Here is a 25,612-nt window from a genome sequence, read left to right as displayed (position 1 = left end):
GTGACCAGTGTGAGAAAGATTCCAACTTGCCACGATGTCCTGAGCGCCGACGAACCCACTCTTGCGCTGCCCGATGCCGCTGACCTCATTGGCGTCACCGTCACCCGAATTCACGCGTTGCTGCAGGAGGGTCGCCTTATTGCAGTCCACCGCGACGGCATTGCACAAATTCCCGCCCGCTTCTTTGAAGATGATGAGGTCGCGCGTTTTGTACCTGGCGCACTCGCATTGCTTGCCGACGGCGGCTACACGCGAGAAGAAACGCTGGAGTGGCTATTCACCGAAGATGAATCTCTGCCTGGACGTCCGGTGGACGCCCTGCACGGTCACCTTGCACGCGAAGTAATGCGCCGCGCACAGGCTATGGCGTTGTAAAGACCCGGACGGCGTCCTACGCTCGCCGTCCTACGCCCGCGATAGCTCCTGTCGTAATCGCCCGGCCACTGCTGTGAAAAGCAGCGGGAGGGCGATTTTTGCTTTTCGAGCGCGTCCCACTTGAGCGCGTTGCGCAAAGACGTTGTAGTTCATGCGCTCAATTTCGCCGAGAATGTCTGAGTAGAGAATCTCCGCGGCACGGATAGCCTGACGCCCTGGCACCTCCAACATGTCCACGCCGCTGCTGGCTTCGGCATAGAGTGCGCGGTTGCGAGCGATGAAGAAGGCCAATGCCTGACGTACCGCCGGGGTCGTCTGTCCCGTGGCGGCACAGTAGCCGATCTCCTCGGTACCCACTCCGAAGGCCTCCCACTCATTCAGTGGTAGGTAAATACGGCCACGGCGAAAATCCTCGGCGATGTCGCGGAGGAAATTTGTCACCTGAAAGGCTTTTCCCAGGCACTCTGCGTAGGGGGTGGCTTCCTCACGGGAGACTCCTGTGCGGGTGCCTAGGATAGGCATCATCTCAAGGCCAATGACTGCTGCGGAGCCCCACATATACGAGTCGAGTTGCTCCCATGTTTCAAAATGCGCAATGTGGCACGATGTGTCGGGCACGTCCATCAACATGGAGTGAACAAAGTCCGCAGAGAGCTGTGGATCGATGTCGTAGTCGCGAAAAGTCTGTGCGGCCGCCGAGATGACGGCGCGGTCGCGGTCGCGGTGGACGTCGTCAAGCGAACCGATGACGACAGCTGAGTGGAAAAGCTCGCTTAAACGTGTGACCGTGGCTTCGATGTGCGTGGGGGAGCGGTCGGCGTCGGCGGGGCAGTCGACGTAGTCATCGACGATGCGTGCCCAGGCGTAGAGAGACCACACCGCACGCTGTTGGCGGGGTGCCAATAGTCGCGTGGCCAGGGAATACGTGCGACCGTGGGAGGCCATAATATCGCGGCAGAGCTCGTAGGACTGTGGCAGCGCGATTGTCGAGAGAGGCTGTGGGGTGGGCATGGACAACTATGCGACCTCGATCGACCGCGATAGGGGCGCTACCGTGGAATCCGTGTCTGCGGCGGTTTTATCGTCGCGCCACGGGTACTTCCAGCTGAACTTTCCAGTGGTCAGCCAGCCGACGGCCAGCCAGCCGAGAACGGTAATGATAACCATCCAGGGCACGTCGTAGAAGCGGTGATTGCCGCCGCCGGCGAAGGACAGCGACAGGATGAATGTGAACAACACGGTGCCTTGAATCACCCATCGTGGCGGGCGAATCGTTCCCATGGGAGTCAATAAGCTGGCGTAGTACCAGGGAAGTGCCACGGCATTAAATACGCAGGCCACCACGTAGGCGGCAATCATGCCAGCGACATTGTTACGAGGGGTGGCTCGGAAGTAGAACCAGGAGATCACGAGTCCCACCAGCATGATGATAGAGGAGACCACGCGTGTGTGGCTGACGATGACATTGAAACCGATGTCGTCGTTGAACCACGCCATGACGCCCGAGATCACACCAGCGACCGCTGACGGTGCTGCCAGGGGGTTAATCACCTTGGTATTGCCACTGATCTCGGAAATCCAGCCCCAGCTCGAGCCGGTCAGCCACGTCACCACTGCAAGCGTGCCGACGCAGACTGCGACCAACACGATGCCCACACCGGCAATCGCCGGAATCTTGCGCAGCATCTCTTGAACCGTGGCGATGGGCTCGCGCCTGGTCAACACAATCCACACGACGAAGGGAAGCGCCAGGACAGCGGTGGCTTTCAGCGCGACGCCGATTCCGATGAGGACAGCAGCGACCAGGCCACCCCGCATGTGCTCCATGTGCAGTGCGGCAACTAGTGCCAGGCTGACCAATCCGACCATCAGTGCCTCGTTGTGCATACCCGCAATCAGATGCAGTAGCACCAGTGGATTGAGCACACCGAGCCACTGTGCGAAAGCCGGATTTGCTCCAAGCTCCCGGGCGATTCGCGGGATCGACCAGACAATGGCGGCGAAGCCCAGCAGACACACAATGCGGTAGAGAATCACGCCGACGGTGATGTTGTCGCCGACAATCCGCGTGATGACCTCGCCAATTCCCAGATGCAGCGGGCCATACGGGGTGGTGGTATTCCGCCAATCTGCGGATACCTCCAGCAGCATCGGCCCTGGATTAGCTGCAGCTCCCTCGGTGTAGGGATCAAACCCATCGCGGACCATCGCGCCCTGCATGAGATACGAATAGACATCGCGAGAGAACAGCGGTGCGGCCAGCGCGAGGGGAATTGCCCAGGCCACCAGGATTGAATTGAACAGACGCAACGTGGACTCATCGCCGCCAGCGTTCGCTGGAACCGCAGCGTCTGCTGCGTCGCCAGCATGGGCAGAACCGGCCACAATGTCCCGGATGGTCCCCTTCGAGAACAGCAGTTCCCGCCCGATGCGCAGCCACGAGATAAGCAGCAGGGCGATACCTACCCAAATCACAATCTCACAGAAAATCTGACCGTGACCGTAGGTGATCCAGTCGAGTCCCAGAGCGTGGACAAGGCCGCCACGGTAGCGATTCGCACCGGAACCGTAGGAGCCCAGAGCAATGAGGATGCCACCGTAGACACCCAGCTGAGCACTCCGCGATAATTTCATGTCAACCTAAACAATCGATACATTGCTGATGCATTAATCCTAGTTGGTCAGTGACCACCGGCAGACATCCGGGAGACATTCATGAGCTAAGGCGTTTCAAACCGCTGTGCCGCAAGTCGTCCCGAAATCATGACCGTCGGCACGCCAACCCCCGGCACCGTCGTCGATCCCGCCAGCGTCAGATTCTTTGGCATCTTCGGAGAGAAGTTGCGGGGACGGAACGGCCCCGTCTGTCGGAACAGATGCGCCAGCCCAAACGGCGAGCCAACGCCCATGTCGCGTTCTTGCCACTGCTGAGGGGTATCGATCCGACCGACTCGCCACTTCGTAGAAATCCCGGTCAGTCCGCGCCGCTCCAGCTCAGCGGTTATGTTCGCAACGTAGTCCCCACTGATTCGTGACCAGATCAGATTGGCCGACTGCAAGTTTGGGCACGGCGCGAGCACACTGACGGGCTCCCACTGCACGCCGTTCGCATCTGTGACAATACGCTCCGGCGCGCTCACCGCAGGCCGGGTGACCAGCAATGATGGGTCCGACATTAGCTTTCCATGGCGCGGTGACGAGATCTCTTCAAAGGTTTCGTTCCACTTTTCGCCAAACGAAATCAGGTGATGCCGCTTCGGCCAGGTCGCAGTCTCCAAAACCGGAATCAGTCCGTGCGCCACCACCGCCGATGGGGAAAATCGAACTGGGAACAGCCGTCGCGCTCCCGGCCGCTTTACGACGCTCCGAAGGCCTCGCCGCTTCGATAAGCTACCGGCGGCAGAGGTATTCGCGTCGTGAAGCCAGCTCTGCACCACAGGTAAATCGGTCGTAGCGATGACGGCATCGGTGGGACGCTCGCCAGTTGCCGTGGTGATGGCGGAGACAAAGCCTGCCTCGTCGACTTTCAGCCCAGTGACATCAACGCCGAAGTCGATGGTTCCGCCAGCTCGACGGACGGCCTCGGCGAGCAACTCGCTGACGGCGCCTATACCCGAACCAAATGCGGGGGAGTGCGGATAGTAAACCCCCATCGAGGTATCCATGTGGGAAATGCAGCCGTAGACCGCACGGGCCTTAGCGGGAGGTACACCTGCGTAAAGCGCCTGGAAGCTGAAAACGCGAGCGAGATCATTATCTCCGAGGAAGGCACGAATCTTAGGTTCGAGGGCGCCGAAGGCACCGAGTCGGAGGAGCGCAGTGAGGTCGCGAAGCGCGCCGGGCCCGGTGAATAGGTCTGTAACGCGGTCAAAGCTGCGGGACATGAAGTTCTCGAAGCAGGCATTGAAGAGAGCTTGCAGCCACGTGCGAAGTTTGCGGTAACCGGCGACGGTGGAGTCAGAGGCACCGAAGCGCGCGAGTTCATCGGCCATCATGTCTTCGTTGGAAAACACGTCGAGTCCGCCGCGGGTGGCAAATTCCGCACGGTAGGTGGGCGTGATTGGGGAGGCCGAAAAACCCGGGTCGATATCGCGCGCGTAGAGGCCGACGGCGGCGAGGGCATCGTCGACAAGCGAGGGCATGGTCCATACAGTTGCGCCAGTGTCGAAGACCGCGGTGAGCGATTGCTCGTCGATGTCGACGGTGACGGGTTCACTGGCGCAGCGTCCGCCGACGAAACTTTCCCGCTCGACAACGGTGACATCGTAGCCATCGGCGATGGCGTAGAGCGCGGCGGTAAGTCCGGACAGGCCTGCGCCGATGATGGTCAGTCGTGGTTTGGAGCCCTTATGAGGACGAGTGACCGCACGTCGCAGACGCGGGGAATTAATGGGGGCACGAGTGGGGGAAGCAGCGGGCATGACTACGCAACACCTGGTCTAATGCTGACGAGCGGTGGCGCGAACGCCCATAGCAATGAGGTTCTCGCGCGACGTTGCAGGCAGGTCGGCATTCTCGATAGTGGAGAAAGCGCGGCTGGTCAGGCGGTCAATTTCACGTTCGACGGCATCGGCAGCGCCGGAATCAGCGATGAGATTTCGTAGCTCATCAATATCTGCAGCAGACGAGACCGCTCCCAGGCGTTCATCGATAAAGCGGGCCTTTTCAGGTGCGGAATCGCGGTAGAGGCTCAAAGCCTGGCCGACCAGGACGGTTCGCTTGCCCTCGCGGAGGTCATCGCCGGCGGGTTTGCCCGTGACCTCGGGATCGCCGAAAACGCCCAGCTGATCGTCGCGGAGCTGGAATGCCACACCGATATCGCGGCCGAAGCTGCGGTAGGCCTCAACCAATTCCGCTGGGGCGCCGGCAATCGCAGCACCAATGTGGAGCGGCCGCTCGATGGTGTAGGCGGCGGTCTTGAACAGATTGATTTTCTCAGCGGTCTCGACACGACTGTCCCGGCTGGCTTCGGCCGTGATATCGAGCAGTTGGCCGCCAAGTACTTCAGTGCGCATCGCCCGCCAGGGGACAAGTGCGCGGGTTAGCGCCTCCGAGCTGAGGCCTGAAGAGTGCATCATGTCATCAGCCCAGGTCAGAGCAACATCGCCAATGAGGATTGCGGCCGAAATACCGAAGCGGTCGGCGGCTCCATTCCAGCTATTGGCCTCGTGCTTGGCCTCGAATACCTTGTGGATAGTCGGTGCGCCACGGCGCGTATCAGCGTCATCGATGATGTCGTCATGAATGAGTGCACAGGCTTGAATGAGTTCCAGGGCGCTCACCGCGTTCATCACAGCCTGGGAATCCTCTGCTGGGGAGAAACGGCCTTCGAGGCCGCCTGCTCCCAACCACCCCTGCCAGGCGAAGGCTGGACGTACGCGCTTGCCCCCATTGAGGACGAAGGAGTGGAGCGAATCTATGGCCTCGGTGTATACCGCATCGACCGATGCGACATCGTCGCCACGGCTTTTGAGGTAGTTCTCCAGCGTTTTGGTAACAGTAGCTGGTACTTCGCGGGGCTGTAGCGCGGCCAAATCCAGTTCTTCGCTCATGTGAGCCTCTCGTCGATGACGGGTAATGCTGACTCAAGAATAGGACACCGCTTAGTATGAGTGACTATGTCCTCAACAATGCCACCGTCGCCAGGCCGCCAAGTGACAATCCGCCAGGCGCTTTCAATGCCGAGCGCGGGCAGTATTCCCTTCTCGGTCGAGTTCATGCCCCCGCGTGACGACGCGGCCGAGGAACGTCTTCTCCGAGCAGCTGAGGCTTTCCATGATCTTGGTGCCTCCTTTGCATCCGTGACCTACGGCGCCGGTGGTTCTAGCCGCGACCGCACCCTGCGAATCGCCCAGCGCGTTTCGAGGCAGCCGCTGACAACGCTTGTGCACCTGACATTGGTAGAGCACACTGTCGACGAGCTGCGGGAAATCCTGCGCTCTTATCTCAGCGCGGGGCTGACGAATCTGCTCGTTCTGCGTGGTGACCCACCGGGAGAACCGCTTGGCCCTTGGGTGGAGACCGAGGGCGGTCTGCACTACGCCAGCGAACTGATTGAGCTGATTAAGGCCGAGCCGGAGTTCGAGAAATTTGAAATCGGCATTGCGTCGTTCCCGGAGGGACATTACCGCTCGCCGGATTTGGACCATGACACGCAGTACACGCTGGCCAAGCTGCGCGCGGGAGCCGAATACTCGATTACGCAGATGTTCTTCGATATTGAGCACTACTTGCGCCTTCGAGACCGCCTGGTGGAAGCCGACCCAGTGCACGGTGCCAAGCCCATCATTCCGGGGCTGATGCCGATTACATCGCTGCGCTCAGTGCGCAGGCAGGTTGAGCTCTCCGGGGCACAGTTGCCATCCGATTTGGAGGAACGCCTGATTAAGGCAGCAGATGGTGACGAGCAGGCCAATAAAGATGAGATTCGCAAGATTGGTATCGAGTTTTCGACCAACATGGCAGAGCGGCTCATCGCCGAAGGCGTGCCGGGGCTGCACTTTATGACTATGAACTTCGCTCGCGCCTCCCAGGAAGTTTTGCACAACCTCGGCATGGCGCCCGAATGGGGCACCGGCCAGGATATGCTGCGCGGCGGTTTTTAATTGCTAAAAGTCCTGCATGTCGCGAACTCTTCGCGCCCACAGGACACCTAGCACTGAGGCTAGGACACCGGCGGCTGTGGTCACACCGGCAAATAATAGGAATTGATTCCGCTTGGTGGATCCAGCCGGCGACGAAGCCCATACATTATGGTTCTCGCCACTGGCGAGCTGCCATTCCACCTTGTTCGGTTCGGTCTGGCGGCCATTGGAGTCAGTAACCTGCTCCGGGAACGCGACGACGAAATCAACCTTCGCGCCGGGCAGGTGAGTCAAATCCATGTGGCCGTTCATCGAAATCTTGCCGCCACCGGTACGGTCTAGGTCGATGTCTACGCGATCGTCGGAAAGCTGTCGGAGCGTATCGGTGAGTTCAATGAAGTGCAGCTCGTTGAACGAGACTTCCATCTTTCCTGTGGAGGAGTCGATTACTCCCTGCGAGACGCGGTCGGAGAGATCTTCCGGTACTTGCCACTGCTCAAATTGGGAACGGACTTCCTCCGTGGGTGTTACGTGAATTGTGCCCGAGACCCTGTCGTCGCCGGAAATGGTAATGCCAGCCTGTGCGTCAAAGCAGCCGCTGAGCGGCAAGATAGCGGCAATTCCGGCTATTGCGGTGGCAATGCGCAGAGGCGAAAGCCGTCGACGTGGTGTGGAAGGTTCACTCGGTGATGATGTCACGGGGAAGATCTACTCCTAGAACTGCGAAGGGACGGGAGTCCCCTGTGAAATAAAAGTTCCTTAAAACATCCTTGAAACCAAATTGGCGGTAGAGCTGCCATGCCCTATTGGCCTCATTCGGGTATTCCGGGGTTGACAACAGAACTCGCGTCTCTGGGCGGGAATCGACCAACTCGCGGAGCAGTCGTTTACCGAGTCCCCGCCCCTGAAAGCTGGGGTGTATGTGAATCTCAGACAGTTCGGCGTAGTTGCCCAAGAGCTTGACGACGTCCGGTAGCGAGCGCCCGTCCATGAGCAGTCCATCTCTTACCTGGCGATACCACCAGTGCGTGTCCAATCCTGTACGGCAGTAGCCGATGCCGACCAACCTGCAGCGCGGGTCGCGGAGAGCCTGGGCAGGGGAGAGCTCTTCGGGGTGAGCTATGGCTGCAGCAGCCATGAAGCCGGGTTGAGTGGTTTGCTTCTGCCATTCGTGGAGACGACCGGGCAAGATCGCGGGGTTGTACTGCATCGCGGTGATGTAGAGAGCCACTGCTTCTTGCAGGCGGAGATTGAAGTCTCCTGCTGTCATCGGAACCACGCTGTATTTCACAGTGACCAGATTAGCGACTTAGACGAACTTAGTTGTGAGATTACTGCAATAACATCGAGTCGAACAGGTGTGCGAAAGTATGCCTGGCGTAGTCCGGGGTTGGGGATAGATTGCAGTCAATCCCGCTAAGGAGAAGCGGAAAATCCGTGCTCATGTGAATGCTGTGTGAAAGGAGAAGCAGGGTGGTGGCAAGGTCGAACGTGGTGGAGTTTAGGGCGATTTCGCAGTCGGGTTCGGTCGCCCCGGTCGGTGTCTCAAGGCAATCGCTGGAGCTGCTGGGGCGGGCAGAGGCTCTGCTAGCGAATGCTCGGAATGCCAGCTCTGATGAGATGTTGGAGCTTTCCTACTGTGCGGCGCTGCGTTGCGCAGGCGCGCTGTTGAATCGCGACGATGTGTCGGTGGCTGGGGGTTCTGGCTCGGGCGCTCGTTCGGGCTCGGTAGTTAAGCGTCGTCGTTCGGCAACACAGAGTGCCTGGTTGCGTTTAAAGAAAGAGCAGCCCGAATTTGATAGCTGGGTCACCAAGTTTGAGCAGTTCACCGCGCTGCGTGAGGAAGTCCGGTTGGGTATTTCGCGTCGCATTGACTCTCGGCGGGCGCAGGAGTTGTGGGATTTAAGTTGTGCATTCTTGGGGGCTGTCCGGGCTGAGCTGGGTGTTCTGCCCGCAGCTGCGTAAGCCGGTGGGGGCGTGTTAGAGCGTTGCTTTCCTAAATAAATGGGGGATTGTTCGGATTCATGGAACAATAGAGGTGAGTCGCCCGTTGAAGGGGTAAGAATGAAGCTAACGGACGCCGCGTTAGCAGCACGTGGCCTGTAATTAACTTTGTTGTATCGGCATTGTTAGTTGAGGGGTCAAGGCTCGCCAGTATCGCGGTGGGCAATGCTCAAGTAGGCGATGGAGGAATTGTGGGACTATCTGAGCACGAACAGCGGATGCTCGACGAAATCGAGTCTGCACTCTACGCTGAGGATCCTAAATTTAGTTCGACGATGGCCGGAAATGCGTTCAGCTTTCCGGAGGAAAACAGCGCACCTCGTGGGTTTTCCATCCAGGTTTTTGCGCTCATGCTCCTCGGTCTGCTGATGTTGATTGGCGGCGTCGCTCTTTTCTCTGTGAGCAATTGGTTCATTGTGTTATCGGTTGCCGGCTTTGGCCTTATGTTCGGTTCCGGCGTTTGGGCTCTGACCGGCGCCGGTAAGCAGGAGAAGGCTAGTTCTGCTTCGGGGCTGAGCTTTGGAAAGACTAAGTCCGGGGCGGCAAAGAGTCGTCGAGGGACCTCGGGTAGCCGTGGCTCCTCTGGTGATTCCACGTTGGAATCGCGTTTCCGTGGCCGCTTCGAGGGGCGTTAGGGGATAAGCCTCAAGAATTAACAAGTGAGGGCAAGCCAGCGATGGCTTGCTCTCACTTTTTTGTTTTTCTAGACGTGAATCGTCTCCACAAGATCTCACCCACTTTGCCCCACCCCGAGTCTCCACTTTCCCCCACTTAGCTATTGGGATGGAGGAATTCTTATCTGCGGTCGTTGTTGGTATCTCCGAAAGTTTGGCTCTGGCGACATAAAATTGCAGGTCAACGCGCTAAGTCTGGCGACCAGGTTGAATCTGGATGGTTTTTAGCAGGTAAGTGGTGGGTAGTGGGGCGTAAACTGCTTTCTGTTAACAATGTGGTTGGTGTGGCGTCGTTATCGGCGTGGTTGCGGGTGGGTGCCCCACTTTTTATTCGCGCTTTAATTGTCGAGGTGATTCTTTAAAAGTCCAGGTCAATTGGGTTAAAGTGGATGTCCTGGCGGCGGGGTTGCGCTGATTCTGTGACTATTTTTCTTCTTCTTGTGTTGATAGTGGCAGATAGTGGGGTAAAGTGGGGCGTGATGTTGATTGAGGTTGGTCAACATTGCAGAAGTGAATATCCGATTTGCGCTTAAAGTTTGGCGAGATTTTGGCACTGCGGTAAAGCACAGCCCTCCGGCTCTGCTTGAAGGCAACGCCTAAATCCCTGAATTCGGTAAGCGTTTGTGCGTTGACATTGAGGTTGACACGGGGATAGGAGGCCAGTGACGCATGTTTCTGGGCACCTATACGCCGAAGCTTGATGACAAAGGGCGCCTGACGTTGCCAGCGAAGTTCCGTGAGGATCTCGCAGGTGGCCTGATGGTCACTAAAGGGCAGGATCATTCTCTGGCGGTGTATCCGAAAGAGGAGTTCGTCAAATTAGCTCAGCGGGCTACTAAGGCCTCTCGTACGAATGCCAAGGCGCGAGCTTTCATCCGAAATCTTGCGGCGAGCACCGATGAGCAGCGTCCTGATGGCTCGGGGCGAATCACGTTATCGATGGATCACCGTCGGTACGCGAATCTCTCCAAGGAGTGCGTGGTTATCGGCTCTATTGACTTTCTGGAGATCTGGGACAAAGAGTCCTGGGAGGCCTACCAGGCGGAGCATGAAGCTGATTTCTCCGAAGGTGAGGATGACTCGCTGTTCGGCGTTTTATAAACCGCTTGGAATAACCGAAAAGAGGGAATGTCCGCATGGACTCTGCCTGATAGCCCCTGGTGTACTTCCCCGATACCAGGTTCTGTCAGGCGGGGCCCTGTGAACATCCCCGCTTTTTGTTTTAAGCACCGATAGCAGCATTCCCAGTAGTGCTCATGAGGTGCGGTCTGGTTGCTGGCGCGGCACTCGTCGTTAAGCAAACCGGGAATACACTCGATAGATTCTCTGACCAGTGCGAACATACCCGGTGAGGAGGGGAAATGAACGGATCGGCACCTGCGGATGATCGCAAGTCCGGCGAGTTTGGTCATGTCCCCGTTTTGCTTCATCGAGTAACTGATTTGTTGCGCCCGGGCATCGAGGCACTGGGTGACGACGCAGTAGTTGTCGACGGCACTCTTGGTGCCGGTGGACACACGGAATACCTGTTGGAGCAGTTCCCGAAGCTCTGCGTTGTTGGACTCGATCGCGATGACAATGCATTGCGAGGGGCAGAAGAACGTCTCGCGCGCTTCGGTGATCGCTTTGTAGGGTTCCGTGTGCGTTTCGATTCGCTCGCCGAGGTGCTCAGTGGTGAAATTTCTGCAGCCGCGGGTGGAAGTGGCGCGGAGGACATTCTCGCCCGCGCCGCTGAGAAGGGCATTGCAGGTGCGCTTTTCGATCTCGGTGTTTCCTCGATGCAGCTTGACCAAGTCAATCGTGGATTCGCCTACCGAGTCGACGCCCCGCTGGACATGCGCATGGATGCAAGCCAGGGGATTACCGCAGCGGATGTGCTCAATACCTATTCGCACGGTGATATCGCGCGCATCCTATCGACTTACGGCGACGAGCGCTTCGCCGGCAAGATCGCCTCGGCAGTCCTGCGTGAGCGGGAGAAGGAACCGTTTACGACCTCCGGTCGTCTGGTCGAGCTGCTCTACGAAACCATTCCGGCGGCATCTCGCCGCAAGGGCGGACACCCGGCCAAGCGTACGTTTCAGGCTCTTCGTATCGAGGTAAATCGTGAGCTTGAAGCTCTGGAAAATGTACTGCCACAGGTCTGCAATGCACTCGCAGTCGATGGGCGTGCAGTGTTCATGAGCTACCAGAGTCTGGAAGACCGCATCGTCAAGAAGGACTTTGCGGAGCGCGTGAAGTCGACAACCCCACCGGGGCTCCCGATGGAGCTTCCGGGGCATGAACCGCACTTTGCTCTCATCACGAGAGGTGCGGAGAAGGCGTCGGCAAGCGAGATCGAAGACAACCCCCGAGCCGCACCGGTGAGAGTTCGCTGTATCGAGCGGATTCGAGCCGATTGACCCAAACCTTTCAACCGCACCAAACGCACCCTTAACGATCTAAGTACTGGGAGAACTTTCGAGCATGGCAACGACAATCACGGAGCACGCCCCCACCCGGCGCACCTCCCGCGGCGCATCTGCAACCGTCGCCGGTGCCAAGACGAAGACTCGTCAGCGCGGTCGCAGCGCCCGCACGAAACAGGATCTTTATCAGCGCCGGCGGTTTGGGCGCACAGGTTCTCAGCAGGTCATCTCGGTGCGTGGGCGTCGCGTTACGACGTCCTCGAGGGATAACCACAAGTTTGCCGGTGCGGCCGTGATGATCATTCTCGTCGTTGCCGGAATCGTGGCGGCGATGTGGCTGTCGGGTATTTCGACCTCGACATCCTTGCAGCTGGATGCTGCGCAGACCAAGGAAAAGGAGCTGCGTAACCAGCTGGAGGTGCTCGAGCGGGATGTTGCTTACATGAAGTCAACCGGTGCTATCGCGCAGCGTGCTGTGGAAGAGGGCATGGTCAATCCGGAGCAGCCTGCCGTTTTGACGACCGATCCGGAAGGCAAGGTCGTGGAAGTGCGACCGGGCGATGAGAAGCAGCAGAAGATTGTCGACCTCAATAACGAGTCGCCGAATATTCCGCATGCGCCGTCGTCGAACCCGAAGGACACCGAGAATGTTCCGGGGATGCAGGCACCGGCCATTGAGGAAGCGCACCCACGTCCGAACGGGTTGCCGGCAACCGCTCCGTATGCGCCGCAGAACCATGAGCCCGCACCAGCACCTGCGCCGGCTCCGGCACCCGCGCCTGAGGCTGAAGCGCCAGCGCCAGCCCCAGAAGCGCCAGCCGCGGCGCCGGAAGCACCGGAAGCTCCGGCACCCGAGCCAGCTCCAGCACCGTAGGAACTTAGAAAACAAACTGGGCCAAACTGGCCAACTGTCCGATATTCTGGCGGTTCCACTGTTTCTGGTCAGTCGACTGTAGACTAATTAATTCAGTACTCGCGATGGCAGGGAATACCGCCTAACGTTATCGCGCGCGGGAGAATCGACTTAGTAGAAAGCACTAGCGCATGATTCGATCTGAAGACGACTACCCCAACCGTGGAGGGGGGTATGACTTCGGCGAACGTGCTTACCGAATTACATCCCGTGAGCGCAGAGGCCAAAGTCGCGTTCGGGATGGTCAGCGCAGCCGGGGGCTCGATGCTAAAACCAACCGAAGCGTGCCCCCGCGCGAAAAAATGCGCATTAGTAATAAGGACTTCATCCGACGTCGCAACTGGCTGCAGTTTATAGGCGCTATCGCAGTTGTAGTGCTGGTCTCCCGTTTGGCTTGGGTGCAGCTCGTCGCAGGTCCTGACCTGTCGGCGGCGGCGCAGAATCAGCGCACGGTGGAAGTTGTTGATGCAGCTCGGCGCGGTGCGATTCTCGATCGTAACGGAGCTCAGCTTGCCTTCACTATGGAGGCACGCAGTATTACCGTTCACCCGAACACTTTGCGCAAGTGGATTGGGGACGCCCATAAGCAGCGCCCGGATGATGTCGCTACCTACGATGAACGCCTCGAGCAGATCGCCAAGGATTTGCCGAAGCTACTCGACGTGGCCGACATCGACGCGGAGAAGTCGGGAAGCAGTCGCCGTCGTCAAGCGGAACCCGAAACCGAGGAGAACTCGGTGATGAGCGCGCCGTCCCGGGTGAGCTCGAAGGACATTCTGGAGAAGCTGCGCAATGAGGACAGCACCTATGAGGTGCTCGTGCGTAATGTCGACCCGGACAAGGCCGCTGCCATCGTGGAAAAGTATCCGGAACTGGTGGCGGAGCGTCAGGATATTCGCCAGTACCCGAATGGGGCGACGGCGGCTAACGTCATCGGCAAGATTGGCATGGATGGCGTCGGCCAGTTCGGCTTTGAAGCCTCTCGTGATGCCACTTTGCAGGGTATTAACGGTGGCAAGACCATTGATATCGCCTCTAACGGTGTGGCAATCCCGGGATCCACGCGCGATGTCCACGCAGCTGTGGACGGTACGACTTACGAGCTGACCCTGGACCTCGACATGCAGTACTTTGTCCAGCAGCAGGTCAACCAGGCGAAGGCCAACTCGGGAGCGAAGGATGCGTCGGCAGTCGTGCTCGACGCGAAGACCGGCGAAGTGCTTGCAATGGCGCAGGCGGACACGGCTAACCCGAATAAGGATATGGGGGCCGAGCTCGAAGAGGGGCGCACTATCGGAAACTCCGCTGTATCGAACCCATTTGAGCCGGGCTCTGTAGCAAAGATCATTACCGCCGCGGCCGCTATCGAAGATGGCAAGACCACACCGGATGAGGTTCTGCAGGTCCCGGGCACGATTGATATGGCGGGTGTCACCGTGCGCGATGCATGGGAGCACGGCACGGAAGCTTTCACGACGACCGGTGTATTCGGCAAGTCCTCCAATGTCGGCACCCTAATGCTGGCAGAGCGTTTGGGTCAGGACCGCTTCGCTGAGATGCTGCATCTCTTCGGGCTGGGGCAGTCCACGGGTATCGAGTTGCCCAGTGAATCGTCCGGCTTTGTGCCACAGCGTCCGCAGTGGTCCGGCGGTACATTTGCGAACCTGCCCATTGGTCAGGGTATGGCCATGACACTGCTGCAGATGACAGGAGTTTTCCAGGCAATCGCCAACGATGGCGAGCGCATCCCGCCGCGTATGATTCGTTCGACAATTTCCCCGGACGGCACGAAGACGGCAACAGAGCGCCCGGAAACAGTGCGTGTGGTTAGCCCGGAGACCGCCCAAACTGTGCGCGCTATGTTTGAAGGCGTTATGCAGTCTGATCCCACGGGGCAGCAGTCGGGTACCGCGGCCGGCAATAGTATTGAGGGATACTCGCTCACAGGCAAGACAGGTACGGCGCAGAAGTTTGACCCCGACACCGGCGCGTACTCGAATTCCAAGTACCACATCACGTTTGCAGGCATCGCGCCTGCCGACGATCCCCGTTTTGTCATTGGCATTATGCTTGACGAACCCCAGCGTGGTGTCCATGGTGACGGCGGTCAGTCAGCAGCCCCACTGTTTAAGGACATCGCCGCTTGGGCGCTTAACCGCTACAACGTACCGCCGTCGCCACCCCGCGAGGGCAAGTTGTTGCTGCAGCCGTAACGAGGTCACCACCACAATGAAGTTACCGCGACAGCACTAATACACAGACTTTTATTACTTTGGTTTCTGCAAAGTGAATCTCTTGAATTTTTCCAACCTGTTGTACACCAACGACTGACTTGAAAGAGGGAACAGCCAATGACCGCCACCCTTGCGAAATTGTGTAACCTCGCGCATGGCCGACTTGACGGCATTACCGAATCCGCGGCGGCAGGAGCGGATATCGCCGCAATCGAACTCAACGCTGCCGAAGTGCCTGAAGGCGGAATGTTTGCTGCCGTCCCAGGTACTCGCACGCATGGTGCGCGCTACGCGCAGCAGTCGGCTGCTACAGCGATTCTGACTGATGAGGAAGGTCTGAAAATCCTGCGGGAAGCAGGGGAGACTCGACCAGTCCTGGTTGTCGACGATGTCCGGGCCGTCATGGGGCACGTTGCTGCAGAAATCTACGATCACCCCTCGGATTCACTGACCATCATTGGGGTTACCGGCACCTCTGGCAAGACCACCACGACCTACATGCTGGAGGGCGCGCTCCTGGCAGCTGGATGCTCGACAGGCATCATTGGTACTACCGGCACGCGCATCAATGGCCGTGCCGTTCCGTCGAGCCTGACTACCCCAGAAGCTCCGGCCCTCCAGCGCCTGTTCCACCAGATGCTCTCCGAGGGGGTGACGCACGTTGTCATGGAGGTTTCTTCTCACGCACTGTCGTTGGGGCGTGTAGACGGAGTCAGTTTCGAGGTCGGGTGTTTCCTCAACCTCTCGCAGGATCATCTGGACTTCCACAAGACCTTGGAAGAGTATTTCCAAGCCAAGGCCAAGCTCTTTGATCCCGCAGGTCCGACACATGCACCGAAGGCTGTCGTGTGCATCGACGACGACTGGGGTGTCCGCATGGCAGATATCGCTGCCGGCGACCCGGATGTCCAAGTCACCACTGTCCATACTCAGCATCGCGTAACCGACAAGACGCCAGCTGCCGAGGTCTTTGCAGAATGGCACGCCGCTGCAGCCACTGTCGCCACCAACGGTGTCCAACATGTGGAGCTAACGCGAAATAACACTGACACAGTTGAGGTGGAAGTTCCTCTGCCGGGTGCTTTCAACGTTGCCAATGCCGCAGTCGCATGGGCTGTGCTCGATGCGATTGGGCATGCCAATCACGCGGCCAAGAGCGGTCTGGCACAGGTGCGTGTGCCAGGCCGCATGGAGCGCATCGATCGCGGACAGGACTTCCTGGCTGTGGTGGACTATGCCCACAAGCCAGCCGCAGTAGCTGAAGTGTTGGCCACCTTGCGTGCACAGACCGAAGGTCGCGTGCTGGTTGTCGTCGGCGCCGGTGGCGACCGCGATAGTGCCAAGCGTCCAATTATGGGAGCTGAGGCTGCATACGGTGCCGATGTCGTCATCATCACCGATGACAATCCACGCTCCGAGGTGCCCTCTGAAATCCGTGCGGCCGTGGTCGCCGGTGCGAAGGAAGCGGTTGCCAGCGGCAAGGCCAGTTCTGACACGGTTGTTGAGGAAATCGGCGATCGCGGCCAGGCAATTCGCCGTGTCGTCGAGCTCGCCCACAGCGGCGACAGCATCGTGGTGGCAGGCAAGGGACACGAAACCGGCCAGAATATCGGTGGCGTAATTCACCCGTTCGATGACCGTGAACAGCTGGCCGAAGCACTCACACAGCGACTGGAGGGATCCGCTGATTGAGATTGCTGAAATCGCTGAGGAAGCGCACCACCTGACATGCCTACCGCGAACCATTCGCGGTAGGCGAATAAAATCAAGAAATCATCCTTTACTAGGCGCCTGGAACTCTAACCAACAAGGACTATAGACATCATGATTGCCCTGACCGCCGCGGAAATCGCTCACATCGTGGGAGGTGAACTCGCCCACGTCAATGATGACGCCACAGTGACTCAGCCCGCAGAATTCGACTCCCGAAAGATTCGCGAAGGCTCGCTCTTCCTCGCCCTGCCGGGCGCGCGTGTCGACGGCCACGACTTCATCGATCAGGCTGTAGCAGCTGGAGCGCCGATGGCACTGGCGGCACGAGATGTTGGGCAACCTGCGGTCGTCGTCAAGCCCCTTGGTAAGCAGGACTCCAATGCCGACGCATTTGCACACGATCCGGATGGTTCCGGGGCGGCGGTGCTGGAAGCGCTTGGTAATTTGGCGCGTTACGTCGTCGACGAGTTGAAGAAGGATCAGCTGCATGTTGTCGGTGTGACGGGTTCGGCGGGAAAGACGTCGACGAAGGACATGATGGCGACGCTGCTGCGTACCGACGGTCCGACGGTGGCGCCGAAGGGGTCCTTTAACAACGAAATTGGGCATCCGTATACGGTGCTGCAGTGCACTCCGGAGACGAAGTACCTGGTTGCGGAGATGAGCGCACGCGGAATTGGGCATGTGGCCCACCTGGCGCGCATTGCGCCACCGACCATTGGTGCGGTGCTCAATGTTGGCACGGCGCACCTTGGTGAGTTTGGCTCGCGCGAGGCAATCGCGCAGGCTAAGGGCGAGCTCGTGGAAGCGCTGCCGGCTGCGGAGCAGGGCGGTGTGGCCGTACTCAATGCCGACGATGACTACGTCACTGGCATGGCTCCGCGTACCCAGGCGAAGGTGGTGTTCTTCTCTGCCGATGAGAACTCCGAACGCCACGCAACCGCGGATTACCGCGCCACGAATGTGCAGCTCGATGATTTTGCTCGTGCATCTTTTGACCTGCATGTACCGGATGGGCGTACATTCCCGATCCAACTGCAGGTCTATGGTGCGCACCAAGTGGCCAATGCCCTGGCGGCGATTGCGGTGGCAGTGGAGTCCGGTATTGATGCTGAGCAGGTCGCAAAGGCGATGGCTGCGCATGTGGCAGCGTCAGAGCGGCGCATGGATGTCCAGCAGCTCACTGGCAATATCGTCGTTATTAACGACTCCTACAATGCCAACCCTGATTCGATGCGTGCGGGGATTGACGCTCTGGCACGTACAGCAGCTGGCCCAACGCACCAGGACGCCTCATCGTGGGCGGTGCTTGGACAGATGGGTGAGCTTGGCGATTCCGCTGAAGATGAGCACTCGTCGCTTGGCGAGTACCTTGTGGGCCGCGGCATCGATCGACTAATTGCAGTCGGAGAGAGTTCTAATGTGCATGCCCTGGCCGACAAAGCGGAAGAGTTGGGGTTAAATACTTCTAGGGTGCCGGATACATCCACTGCCGCGGATTTGGTGGCGGCCGAGGTGCGTCCGGACGATGTGGTGTTAGTCAAGGCCTCCTATGCGGACGGTATGTGGCGGGTCGCGGACTCGCTGGCTGCCAAGGTTGGGACTACGCCCGAAGGTGAAAGCGGAGAGGAAAAGTAAGTGATTCAACTTATTCTCAGTGGTGCGATTGCATTTCTGGTGAGTGTCTTTTTAACACCAGTGCTTATTCGCAAATTCTCTGCTGAAGGTCTTGGCCAGGAGATCCGTGAAGAAGGGCCGAAGAGCCACCTGCGCAAGCGGGGAACTCCGACTATGGGCGGCATCGCCATCATCGCCGCAATCGTCGCTGGCTATTTCCTCTCACACCTCGTTACGTATATCCAGACTGGCGTGGGGCCGTCCGCCTCCGGTCTGTTGGTGATGTTCCTTGTTCTGGCGATGGGCGCATTGGGTTTTGCCGATGACTTCATCAAACTCTACAAAGGACGCAACCTGGGGCTGAACAAGACAGCGAAGCTGGTTGGGCAGCTGGCGGCAGCGCTGATTTTCGGCGTGCTGCTGCTGCAGTTCCCGGATGCGTCTGGCTTGACTCCCGGTTCGACGAGCTTGTCGCTGATTCGAGATATTCCGTTCCTGAATCTGGCACCGGGGCCTGTGTGGTTCGGCATGATTGTCTTCCTGGTATTTGTCTTCATCGTCATTGCCGCATGGACGAATGCCGTCAATCTCACTGATGGCCTTGACGGCCTGGCCGCTGGCGCCACCGCACTGCTACTGGCCACCTACACGCTGATTTCCTTCTGGCAGTTCCGTAACTCTTGCGAGGCTTCGCTGGGCAGCGGTTGCTACAACGTCCGCGATCCACTGGATATCGCCGTTATTTCCGTCGCGGGTCTGGGCGCCTGTTTGGGCTTCCTGTGGTGGAATGCAGCGCCGGCAAAGATCTTCATGGGAGATACCGGTTCGCTGGCTCTTGGCGGTTTGGTAGCGGGGCTGTCATTTGTCACCAAGACTGAGCTGCTGATGGTTATCATTGGCTTCATCTTCGTGATGGAAGTTGCTTCCGTGGCAATCCAGATCGCGGTTTTCCAGACGACTGGCAAGCGCGTATTCCGCATGGCTCCTCTCCATCACCACTTCGAAAACGGAGGTTGGGCGGAGACAACTGTTGTCGTTCGCTTCTGGCTACTCGCAGGCATTTTTAACATGATTGGCGCAGCCATCTTCTACAGTGACTGGCTCTCTCAGGTAGGCGTATTTCAATGATTAACTCACCAGACCCGACCAACCTCACCGATATCCGAAATCTCGACTTAGTCGCTACGGTGCGCTCTGGTCGAGTTCTGGTGGCAGGAGCCGGAGTTTCCGGTCGCGGTGCCATTGCGATGCTCAAGGACATCGGCTGTCCGGAAATTGTCGTCGTGGATGACTCCGCGCTCGGCGCACTGGTTGCCGCCGACTTTTCGGTTCGGCACGTCACAACCGCAGACGCTCGCGACGAGCTTGCCGACGCGGTTGCGATCGTGACCTCCCCGGGGTGGCGTCCGACCAGTCCGCTGTTCGGCGCCGCCGCTGAGGCCGGTGTCCCGGTATTCGGTGATGTGGCGCTGGCTTTCGCCGGCGACTGTGCCCAGCTGTGGGGTCCGAAACGGACCTGGCTGGTAGTCACCGGCACTAACGGCAAGACCACAACCACCTCCATGCTGGCCGCCATGCTCGGGGAGCAGGGCGCAGCTGTGGGCAACATTGGTGTGGCCCTGTACGACGCACTGACTGCTGAGCCTCGTATCGAGGTGTTGGCCGCAGAGCTGTCCAGCTTCCAGCTGCACTGGGCTCCAAACATTCGCCCAGATGCGGGAGTACTGCTGAACCTGGCGGAAGACCACATCGACTGGCACGGTTCTTACGAAAACTACGGTCTGGACAAGACCCGTGCGCTGCGCGGTACTGTCGCAATCTACGGTGCGGATGACGCAGATGTCGTCGAGCACGTGGAAAAGATGTTGAAAAACGACGAGCTCGGCAACTCCGTCGTGGGCTTTACCGATGGTCCCCCGGAGGCACACCAGGTCGGAGTTCGCGACGGCATGATTGTCGACCGTGCTTTTGGCGGCGGCGATGCCGCAGCTGACGACTCTGGTCCGGGCATTGTCATCGCACCGGTAGCGGGAATTTCTCCTCCCGGCCGGGCGGGTGTTCTCGACGCAGTGGCCGCCACTGCGATGGCGCGCAGTATCGGTACCTCACCGAAGCAAATTGCAGCGGCATTGGAGACTTTCGAAGTTCGCGCACACCGCGGTCAGATTGTCCATAAGGCAAATGATGTCGTGTGGATTGATGACTCCAAGGCCACCAACCCCCACGCTGCCGACGCTGCACTGTCCGGTCATGAGCGTGTCGTTTGGATCGTCGGTGGTCAGCTCAAGGGCGCGGAAATCTCGCCGCTAGTGGCGAAGCATGCTCATCGCCTGCAGGCCGCCGTGGTTCTGGGCGTCGATAGGCAACTAGTCAGCGATGCGCTCTCCCGCATCGCACCTGCTGTGCCGGTCGTTGTCATTGATGACACTGACAAGGTCGATGCCATGGCAAAGGTCTGTATGGCAGCTAGTGATTATGCCAACCCTGGGGATGTGGTGCTGTTGGCACCAGCTGCCGCCAGCTTGGACATGTACTCCGGAATGGCTGAACGTGGCGACTTGTTCGCGCAATGGGCGCAGAAGGTGACGTCAACTGATGGATAACTCCCGCAAGGCTCGTAATTTAAGCGCTAGCGCCGCGACGGCACAAAAGGGGACGAAGGCTACCAGTTCACAGCGGCCCTCGTCGTCAAGCTCTAGTGCTCGAGAGCGGCCGGCGTGGGTGGAGCGTTTTAACGACTGGAAGTCGCGTCCGCTGTTCGACTACCACCTGCTGATGATTATCGTCGCGCTGCTGACGTCAATCGGACTGGTGATGGTGCTGTCGGCATCCATGGCCAGCGCGGGTAATGACTCGGGCAGCGTGTGGTCGGTGTTCATCCGTCAGCTGGTCATGGTGGTGGCGGGTCTTATCTCCATGTGGATTGTGCTGCGAATGCGGGTGGAATTGATTCGCTCGCTATCGACAGCAGCGCTGATTTTGTCCTTTGTGCTGCTGGTTTTGGTGATTATCCCTGGTATCGGCATCGGCCTGGAGGAAACCGGTGCGCGTTCGTGGCTGAGTATTGGTGGTATCACCATGCAGCCATCAGAAATCGCGAAGATCGCGCTGGCACTGTGGGGTTCGAAGCTGCTGGCTGAAAAGGTCCGCACCGCTGTGTCCTATACCGATTTGTTCGGGCTGTTCGGTGCGGTCAGCTTCGTGATATTGGCACTGGTGATGCTGCAGCGTGACCTCGGCATGGTTGCTTCCATGGCGTTCGTCGTGGTGGCGTTGGCGTGGTTCGCTGGCCTGCCGCGCGTATTCATCACCGGGCTGCTTGCCGCTGCGGCTTTCGCCCTGGTGATTTTTACCGTCACCGCGGGTTTCCGTTCGGCGCGAATCAGGGTCTACTTGGACTCGCTGCTTGGTAACTTCAACGACGTGCAGGGCGATGCCTACCAGTCCTACCAGGGCTTTCTTTCGCTTGCCGACGGCTCTCTCACAGGTGTCGGTCTCGGTCAGTCGAGCGCGAAGTGGGGATACCTACCGGAGGCGAAGAATGACTTCATTTTCGCCATTATCGGTGAGGAGACTGGTTTCCTCGGCGCGCTGATGGTTATTTTGCTCTACGCAGCGCTCGGCTGGGTGGGACTTCGTATCGCCGGTCGTCAGAACGATCCGTTTCTCCGTCTGCTCGCGGGCACGATTACTGCTGCAACCGTGGTGCAGGCTTTCATCAACATCGGCTACGTCGTTGGTGCGTTGCCAGTGACTGGTCTGCAGCTGCCGCTGATTTCCGCCGGTGGTACATCGGCGATGGTGACGTTGTTCTCGATGGGTCTGCTGGCCACATGTGCCCGCCACGAATCGGAGGCAGTCTCTGCAATGCAGACTTCGGGACGTCCGGGGCTGGACAGGTTCCTGGGTATTCCGGAACCAATCCCGTATGACGAATCGCGTCGCCACGCGCCGAAGGTGCGTGCCCATCGCGATCCGCAACGCTTCGGTCCGCCCGTGGTGACCAGTGGAGCGCGTACTCCACGTGGCGAGGGGGCGCAAGTGCGGGAAACCTACAGTGGCCGAGCTGACCGACCCAATCGGGCCGGCCGTAGTGGAGGCAGCCGCAGTGGTCGAGGTGCCGCCCCGCAGCGTGGCTCCCGAACCTCCGGCAGCTCCGGAAACTCGGGCAGCGTTCGTGGCCGCGAAGTGGATTATTCCTCTCGTAGTGACAACGGACGGACGCGGGGTTTTACAGCGAGGTCGCCGCGGACTGGACGGTCACAGGGCTCCTGGTCGTCGTCAAGCTCAGGCCGGGGCAGTAGGATTCGGGGCGAAGGTCGTGGCGGACAGTCGCGTTCGCGCCAGCGCCCGGGCCGAAACAATAGGAACGGCGGTTCAGCACCGCGGAGGAGGAATCGATAACACCATGGCAGACAAGAATCTGGGCGCAGCCGCTGGGGCGAAAGGCGCTTCGGAGTCTGAGCAGTTTCTCAAGGAAGATGGCTCTGCTCCGACCATTGTGGTGGCCGGCGGTGGTACGGCTGGCCATATCGAACCCGCATTGGCTGTGGCGGATGCGATTTTGAACCTGCAGCCGGAAGCCCGCGTCATTGCACTCGGTACGAATCGGGGGTTGGAGTCAACCCTCGTACCGGCGCGAGGCTATGACCTGGAGCTGATTCCGCCAGTGCCGGTGCCGCGCAAGCCGACTGCGGATTTGTTCAAGCTGCCTCTCAACGTCGCTCGTGCGGTGCGTGAGACCCGCAAGGTTTTCAAGCGTATTGACGCTGATGCGGTCATCGGCTTTGGTGGCTACGTATCGGCACCGGCCTACATGGCGTGCCGTGCGGGGAAGAAGATTCCGTTCCTGGTTCACGAGGCCAACGCCCGTGCGGGCCTGGCCAATAAGCTCGGTGTCGCACTCGGGGGCGTCGGTTTGGCTGCCGTGACTGGCTCTGGCCTGAAGGCCGAGGTCGTTGGCAATCCCGTGCGTGCCAGCCTCGCGGCGCTGGACCGTGACGCCAAGCGTGCCGAAGCCCGCGAGTTCTTCGGTTTACCGCAGGAGGGACCGGTGCTCTTTGTCACCGGTGGTTCGCAGGGGGCACGTTCCATCAACGAAGCTGTTACCGGTGCAGCCGCAGAGCTCGCCAACGCCGGTGTATCTGTACTGCATGCCTACGGCAAGAAGAATCACGTCGAGGTCGAGGCTATCCGCGAGGACGCCCCCTATGCCGCTGTGCCGTACATCGACCGGATGGATCTGGCGTACTCCGCCGCCGACCTGATTTTGTGCCGTTCCGGTGCGATGACGGTGGCTGAAGTCTCAGCTGTCGGCTTGCCTGCGGTGTATGTACCGCTGCCACACGGAAATGGAGAACAGGCGCTCAACGCCACCGATGTCATCGATGCTGGTGGCGGTATTCTCATCGCCGACGAGTCGCTGACTGCGGCATCAGTTTCGGATATCGTGATTCCGCTGGTCACGTCCCCAGAAAAGCTTGCCGACGGGCGCCGCGCCCTGGCCAACATTGGACATGGTAACGCTGCGGAGAACATCGCCCGTCGGGTGCTGTCTGCGGCTGTGAACTCTAAGAAGTAAAGCGAGCATAAACATGAACGTTAATTTCGATGACTTTCAGCCGGTAACGGGAGAGCTGCCCGCAAGTGTCCACATGATTGGCATTGGCGGTGCCGGTATGTCCGGTATCGCTCGCATCCTGTTGGCTCGTGGCATTCGTGTTACCGGTTCCGATGTCAAGGAGTCCCGCGCGGTGGTGGGACTGCGTGCGATGGGAGCCACCATCGCCATTGGCCATGACCGTACGAATCTTGAGCTTGCTGGCGAGGGAGAGCTGCCGGACGCAGTGGTCATTTCCTTCGCTGCTATCCCGAAGACGAATCCGGAGCTGGCCGGTGCACATGAGCTGGACATTCCGGTGCTCAAGCGCTCCGATGTGTTAGCGCTGTTGATGCAGGACTCCAAGGCTCTCCTGATCGCCGGTACTCACGGCAAAACCTCGACTACATCGATGACCGTCGCCGCTTTGCAGGCAGCTGGTTTGGATCCGTCTTTTGCCGTTGGCGGTCTGATGAGCAAGGCCGGCGTCAATGCTCACCAGGGCAGTGGTGACGTTTTTGTTGCTGAGGCCGATGAGTCGGATGCCTCGCTGTTGACCTACCAGCCGGAAGTGGCCGTAATTACCAACATCGAGCCCGATCACCTTGACTTTTTCGGTGACGACGAGACCTACTACGCCGTCTTTGACGCTTTTGCAGAGCGCATTAAGGATGGCGGTCATCTGGTCATCTGTGCTGAGGATCCGCATGCGGCCGCATTGGGCGAGCGCGCGGTGGAGCGCGGCATTAACGTGCTGGCTTATGGTGGGGAAGAAGCCTTGGCTAAACACCCGACGCTGCCGGTCGGTGCCGTTTTGCACGGCTGGACTCCCGTCGGTGGTGGCGCCCGCGTGGAGGCCACTGTTGGCTCGACATCGGTGAGGTTTGAACTGCATCAGCCCGGCCGTCACATGGCGCTCAACGCGCTGGCCGCAATGGTTGGTGGCGACTGCGTCGGGGCAGATTTGGGGCGTATGGCGCGCGGTCTCGGTGAATTCACCGGTGTCCGTCGCCGCTTTGACTACCACGGCAGTATCGGCGAGGGGCCATTTGTTGGCGCTCGTATCTACGACGACTACGCGCATCACCCGACCGAGGTCTCCGCAGTTCTCGGCGCAGCTCGGGAGTTGGTCACCGAGGCCGGTCGTGGCAAGGTCATCGCTGTGTTCCAGCCGCACTTGTACTCGCGTACTCGCAACTTTGCCGACGAGTTCGCTGCCGCCCTGTCTCTGGCGGACAAGGCCGTATTGCTCGATGTCTTCGGCGCCCGCGAGGAGCCACTGCCGGGCGTCGACGGCGCGCTCATTGCCAACAAAATGACCATCCCTGTGACGTATGAGCCGCATTTCACCAGCGTCCCGGCTCGCGTTCGCGAAATCGCCGAACCGCACGACGTCATCCTGACCATCGGCGCTGGCTCTGTGACGATGCTTGCCGACGAAATCGTGCGCGAGCTCAGCGGAGACAACGACGAACAGGTGGAGTCGTAGCA

21 protein-coding genes are annotated in these 25,612 nt (G+C 59.3%); 15 read left to right on the top strand and 6 right to left on the bottom strand.

What is annotated here, in order from left to right:
* Complete coding sequence (locus QP981_RS04400) at nucleotides 1-375, top strand: Rv2175c family DNA-binding protein (protein ID WP_005510311.1); 375 nt, start codon at nucleotides 1-3, stop codon at nucleotides 373-375.
* 30 nt (nucleotides 376-405) lie between these two features.
* On the opposite strand, the gene QP981_RS04395 is transcribed toward QP981_RS04400, so the two are convergent.
* From QP981_RS04395 to QP981_RS04380, 4 genes are all read right to left on the bottom strand, one after another.
* The gene (locus QP981_RS04395) at nucleotides 406-1,386 is read right to left on the bottom strand and encodes a phytoene/squalene synthase family protein (RefSeq protein ID WP_088611978.1); all 981 of its coding nucleotides are present in this window, start codon (nucleotides 1,384-1,386) and stop codon (nucleotides 406-408) included.
* Between the two features lie 6 nt (nucleotides 1,387-1,392).
* Nucleotides 1,393-3,009 (bottom strand): alpha-(1->6)-mannopyranosyltransferase A, encoded by a 1,617-nt coding sequence (locus tag QP981_RS04390; RefSeq protein WP_284857466.1) that lies wholly within the window; start codon nucleotides 3,007-3,009, stop codon nucleotides 1,393-1,395.
* Nucleotides 3,010-3,095: 86 nt separating this feature from the next.
* Complete coding sequence (crtI, locus tag QP981_RS04385; RefSeq protein WP_284857467.1) at nucleotides 3,096-4,796, bottom strand: phytoene desaturase family protein; 1,701 nt, start codon at nucleotides 4,794-4,796, stop codon at nucleotides 3,096-3,098.
* Between the two features lie 18 nt (nucleotides 4,797-4,814).
* Nucleotides 4,815-5,927 carry a polyprenyl synthetase family protein gene (locus tag QP981_RS04380; protein WP_070603065.1) on the bottom strand — a complete coding sequence of 371 codons (1,113 nt, stop codon included), beginning with the start codon at nucleotides 5,925-5,927 and terminating at the stop codon, nucleotides 4,815-4,817.
* A gap of 66 nt (nucleotides 5,928-5,993) precedes the next feature.
* Between QP981_RS04380 and metF the strand changes: the two genes are divergently transcribed.
* On the top strand, nucleotides 5,994-6,980 hold the full coding sequence (gene metF / locus QP981_RS04375; RefSeq protein WP_070603067.1) for a methylenetetrahydrofolate reductase [NAD(P)H]: 987 nt from the start codon (nucleotides 5,994-5,996) through the stop codon (nucleotides 6,978-6,980).
* A gap of 3 nt (nucleotides 6,981-6,983) precedes the next feature.
* Here metF and QP981_RS04370 read toward each other — a convergent pair whose 3' ends face one another.
* A complete protein-coding gene (locus QP981_RS04370) occupies nucleotides 6,984-7,658 on the bottom strand; it encodes an LppM family (lipo)protein (protein WP_049190486.1) in 675 nt (224 codons plus the stop codon).
* Nucleotides 7,639-8,229, bottom strand: coding sequence for a GNAT family N-acetyltransferase (locus QP981_RS04365; RefSeq protein ID WP_049182147.1), 591 nt, complete (start codon nucleotides 8,227-8,229; stop codon nucleotides 7,639-7,641). Before QP981_RS04365 ends, QP981_RS04370 begins: the two co-directional genes overlap by 20 nt.
* A 206-nt stretch (nucleotides 8,230-8,435) precedes the next feature.
* Here QP981_RS04365 and QP981_RS04360 point away from each other — a divergent pair, with 206 nt between their 5' ends.
* The 13 genes from QP981_RS04360 to murC all read left to right on the top strand — a co-directional run bounded on the left by QP981_RS04360 (nucleotide 8,436) and on the right by murC (nucleotide 25,610).
* Nucleotides 8,436-8,924: an SAV_6107 family HEPN domain-containing protein gene (locus tag QP981_RS04360; RefSeq protein ID WP_048731236.1), complete on the top strand. Its 489-nt coding sequence runs from the start codon at nucleotides 8,436-8,438 to the stop codon at nucleotides 8,922-8,924.
* Between the two features lie 230 nt (nucleotides 8,925-9,154).
* A complete protein-coding gene (locus QP981_RS04355; protein ID WP_048731191.1) occupies nucleotides 9,155-9,598 on the top strand; it encodes a DUF3040 domain-containing protein in 444 nt (147 codons plus the stop codon).
* Between the two features lie 708 nt (nucleotides 9,599-10,306).
* Complete coding sequence (gene mraZ, locus QP981_RS04350) at nucleotides 10,307-10,738, top strand: division/cell wall cluster transcriptional repressor MraZ (protein WP_005510286.1); 432 nt, start codon at nucleotides 10,307-10,309, stop codon at nucleotides 10,736-10,738.
* Nucleotides 10,739-10,998: 260 nt separating this feature from the next.
* Entirely contained in the window at nucleotides 10,999-12,039 is a 1,041-nt protein-coding gene (gene rsmH, locus QP981_RS04345) for a 16S rRNA (cytosine(1402)-N(4))-methyltransferase RsmH (protein ID WP_016423007.1), read from the top strand.
* Nucleotides 12,040-12,103: 64 nt separating this feature from the next.
* Nucleotides 12,104-12,919 (top strand): cell division protein FtsL, encoded by an 816-nt coding sequence (gene ftsL / locus QP981_RS04340; protein WP_016423006.1) that lies wholly within the window; start codon nucleotides 12,104-12,106, stop codon nucleotides 12,917-12,919.
* Nucleotides 12,920-13,260: 341 nt separating this feature from the next.
* Nucleotides 13,261-15,171 (top strand): peptidoglycan D,D-transpeptidase FtsI family protein, encoded by a 1,911-nt coding sequence (locus tag QP981_RS04335; protein ID WP_048731186.1) that lies wholly within the window; start codon nucleotides 13,261-13,263, stop codon nucleotides 15,169-15,171.
* Between the two features lie 138 nt (nucleotides 15,172-15,309).
* Nucleotides 15,310-16,884, top strand: coding sequence for a UDP-N-acetylmuramoyl-L-alanyl-D-glutamate--2,6-diaminopimelate ligase (locus tag QP981_RS04330; RefSeq protein ID WP_049192947.1), 1,575 nt, complete (start codon nucleotides 15,310-15,312; stop codon nucleotides 16,882-16,884).
* Between the two features lie 132 nt (nucleotides 16,885-17,016).
* Nucleotides 17,017-18,543: a UDP-N-acetylmuramoyl-tripeptide--D-alanyl-D-alanine ligase gene (locus tag QP981_RS04325; RefSeq protein ID WP_284857468.1), complete on the top strand. Its 1,527-nt coding sequence runs from the start codon at nucleotides 17,017-17,019 to the stop codon at nucleotides 18,541-18,543.
* A complete protein-coding gene (gene mraY / locus QP981_RS04320) occupies nucleotides 18,544-19,650 on the top strand; it encodes a phospho-N-acetylmuramoyl-pentapeptide-transferase (RefSeq protein WP_016423002.1) in 1,107 nt (368 codons plus the stop codon).
* Nucleotides 19,647-21,125, top strand: a complete 1,479-nt coding sequence (murD, locus tag QP981_RS04315) for a UDP-N-acetylmuramoyl-L-alanine--D-glutamate ligase (RefSeq protein ID WP_048731180.1) — start codon at nucleotides 19,647-19,649, stop codon at nucleotides 21,123-21,125. Before mraY ends, murD begins: the two co-directional genes overlap by 4 nt.
* Nucleotides 21,118-22,926 carry a putative lipid II flippase FtsW gene (ftsW, locus tag QP981_RS04310; protein ID WP_076771838.1) on the top strand — a complete coding sequence of 603 codons (1,809 nt, stop codon included), beginning with the start codon at nucleotides 21,118-21,120 and terminating at the stop codon, nucleotides 22,924-22,926. Before murD ends, ftsW begins: the two co-directional genes overlap by 8 nt.
* 4 nt (nucleotides 22,927-22,930) lie before the next feature.
* Nucleotides 22,931-24,103, top strand: a complete 1,173-nt coding sequence (gene murG / locus QP981_RS04305) for an undecaprenyldiphospho-muramoylpentapeptide beta-N-acetylglucosaminyltransferase (RefSeq protein WP_224433260.1) — start codon at nucleotides 22,931-22,933, stop codon at nucleotides 24,101-24,103.
* A gap of 13 nt (nucleotides 24,104-24,116) precedes the next feature.
* Nucleotides 24,117-25,610, top strand: a complete 1,494-nt coding sequence (gene murC, locus QP981_RS04300; protein ID WP_069359187.1) for a UDP-N-acetylmuramate--L-alanine ligase — start codon at nucleotides 24,117-24,119, stop codon at nucleotides 25,608-25,610.
* Nucleotides 25,611-25,612 lie beyond the last annotated feature (2 nt).

Source organism: Corynebacterium sp. MSK047 (assembly GCF_030232285.1).
Classification (GTDB): Bacteria; Actinomycetota; Actinomycetes; order Mycobacteriales; family Mycobacteriaceae; genus Corynebacterium; species Corynebacterium jeikeium_D.
Note: the sequence above shows the minus strand (reverse complement) of the source record. Positions and strands in the feature narration are given on the sequence as shown.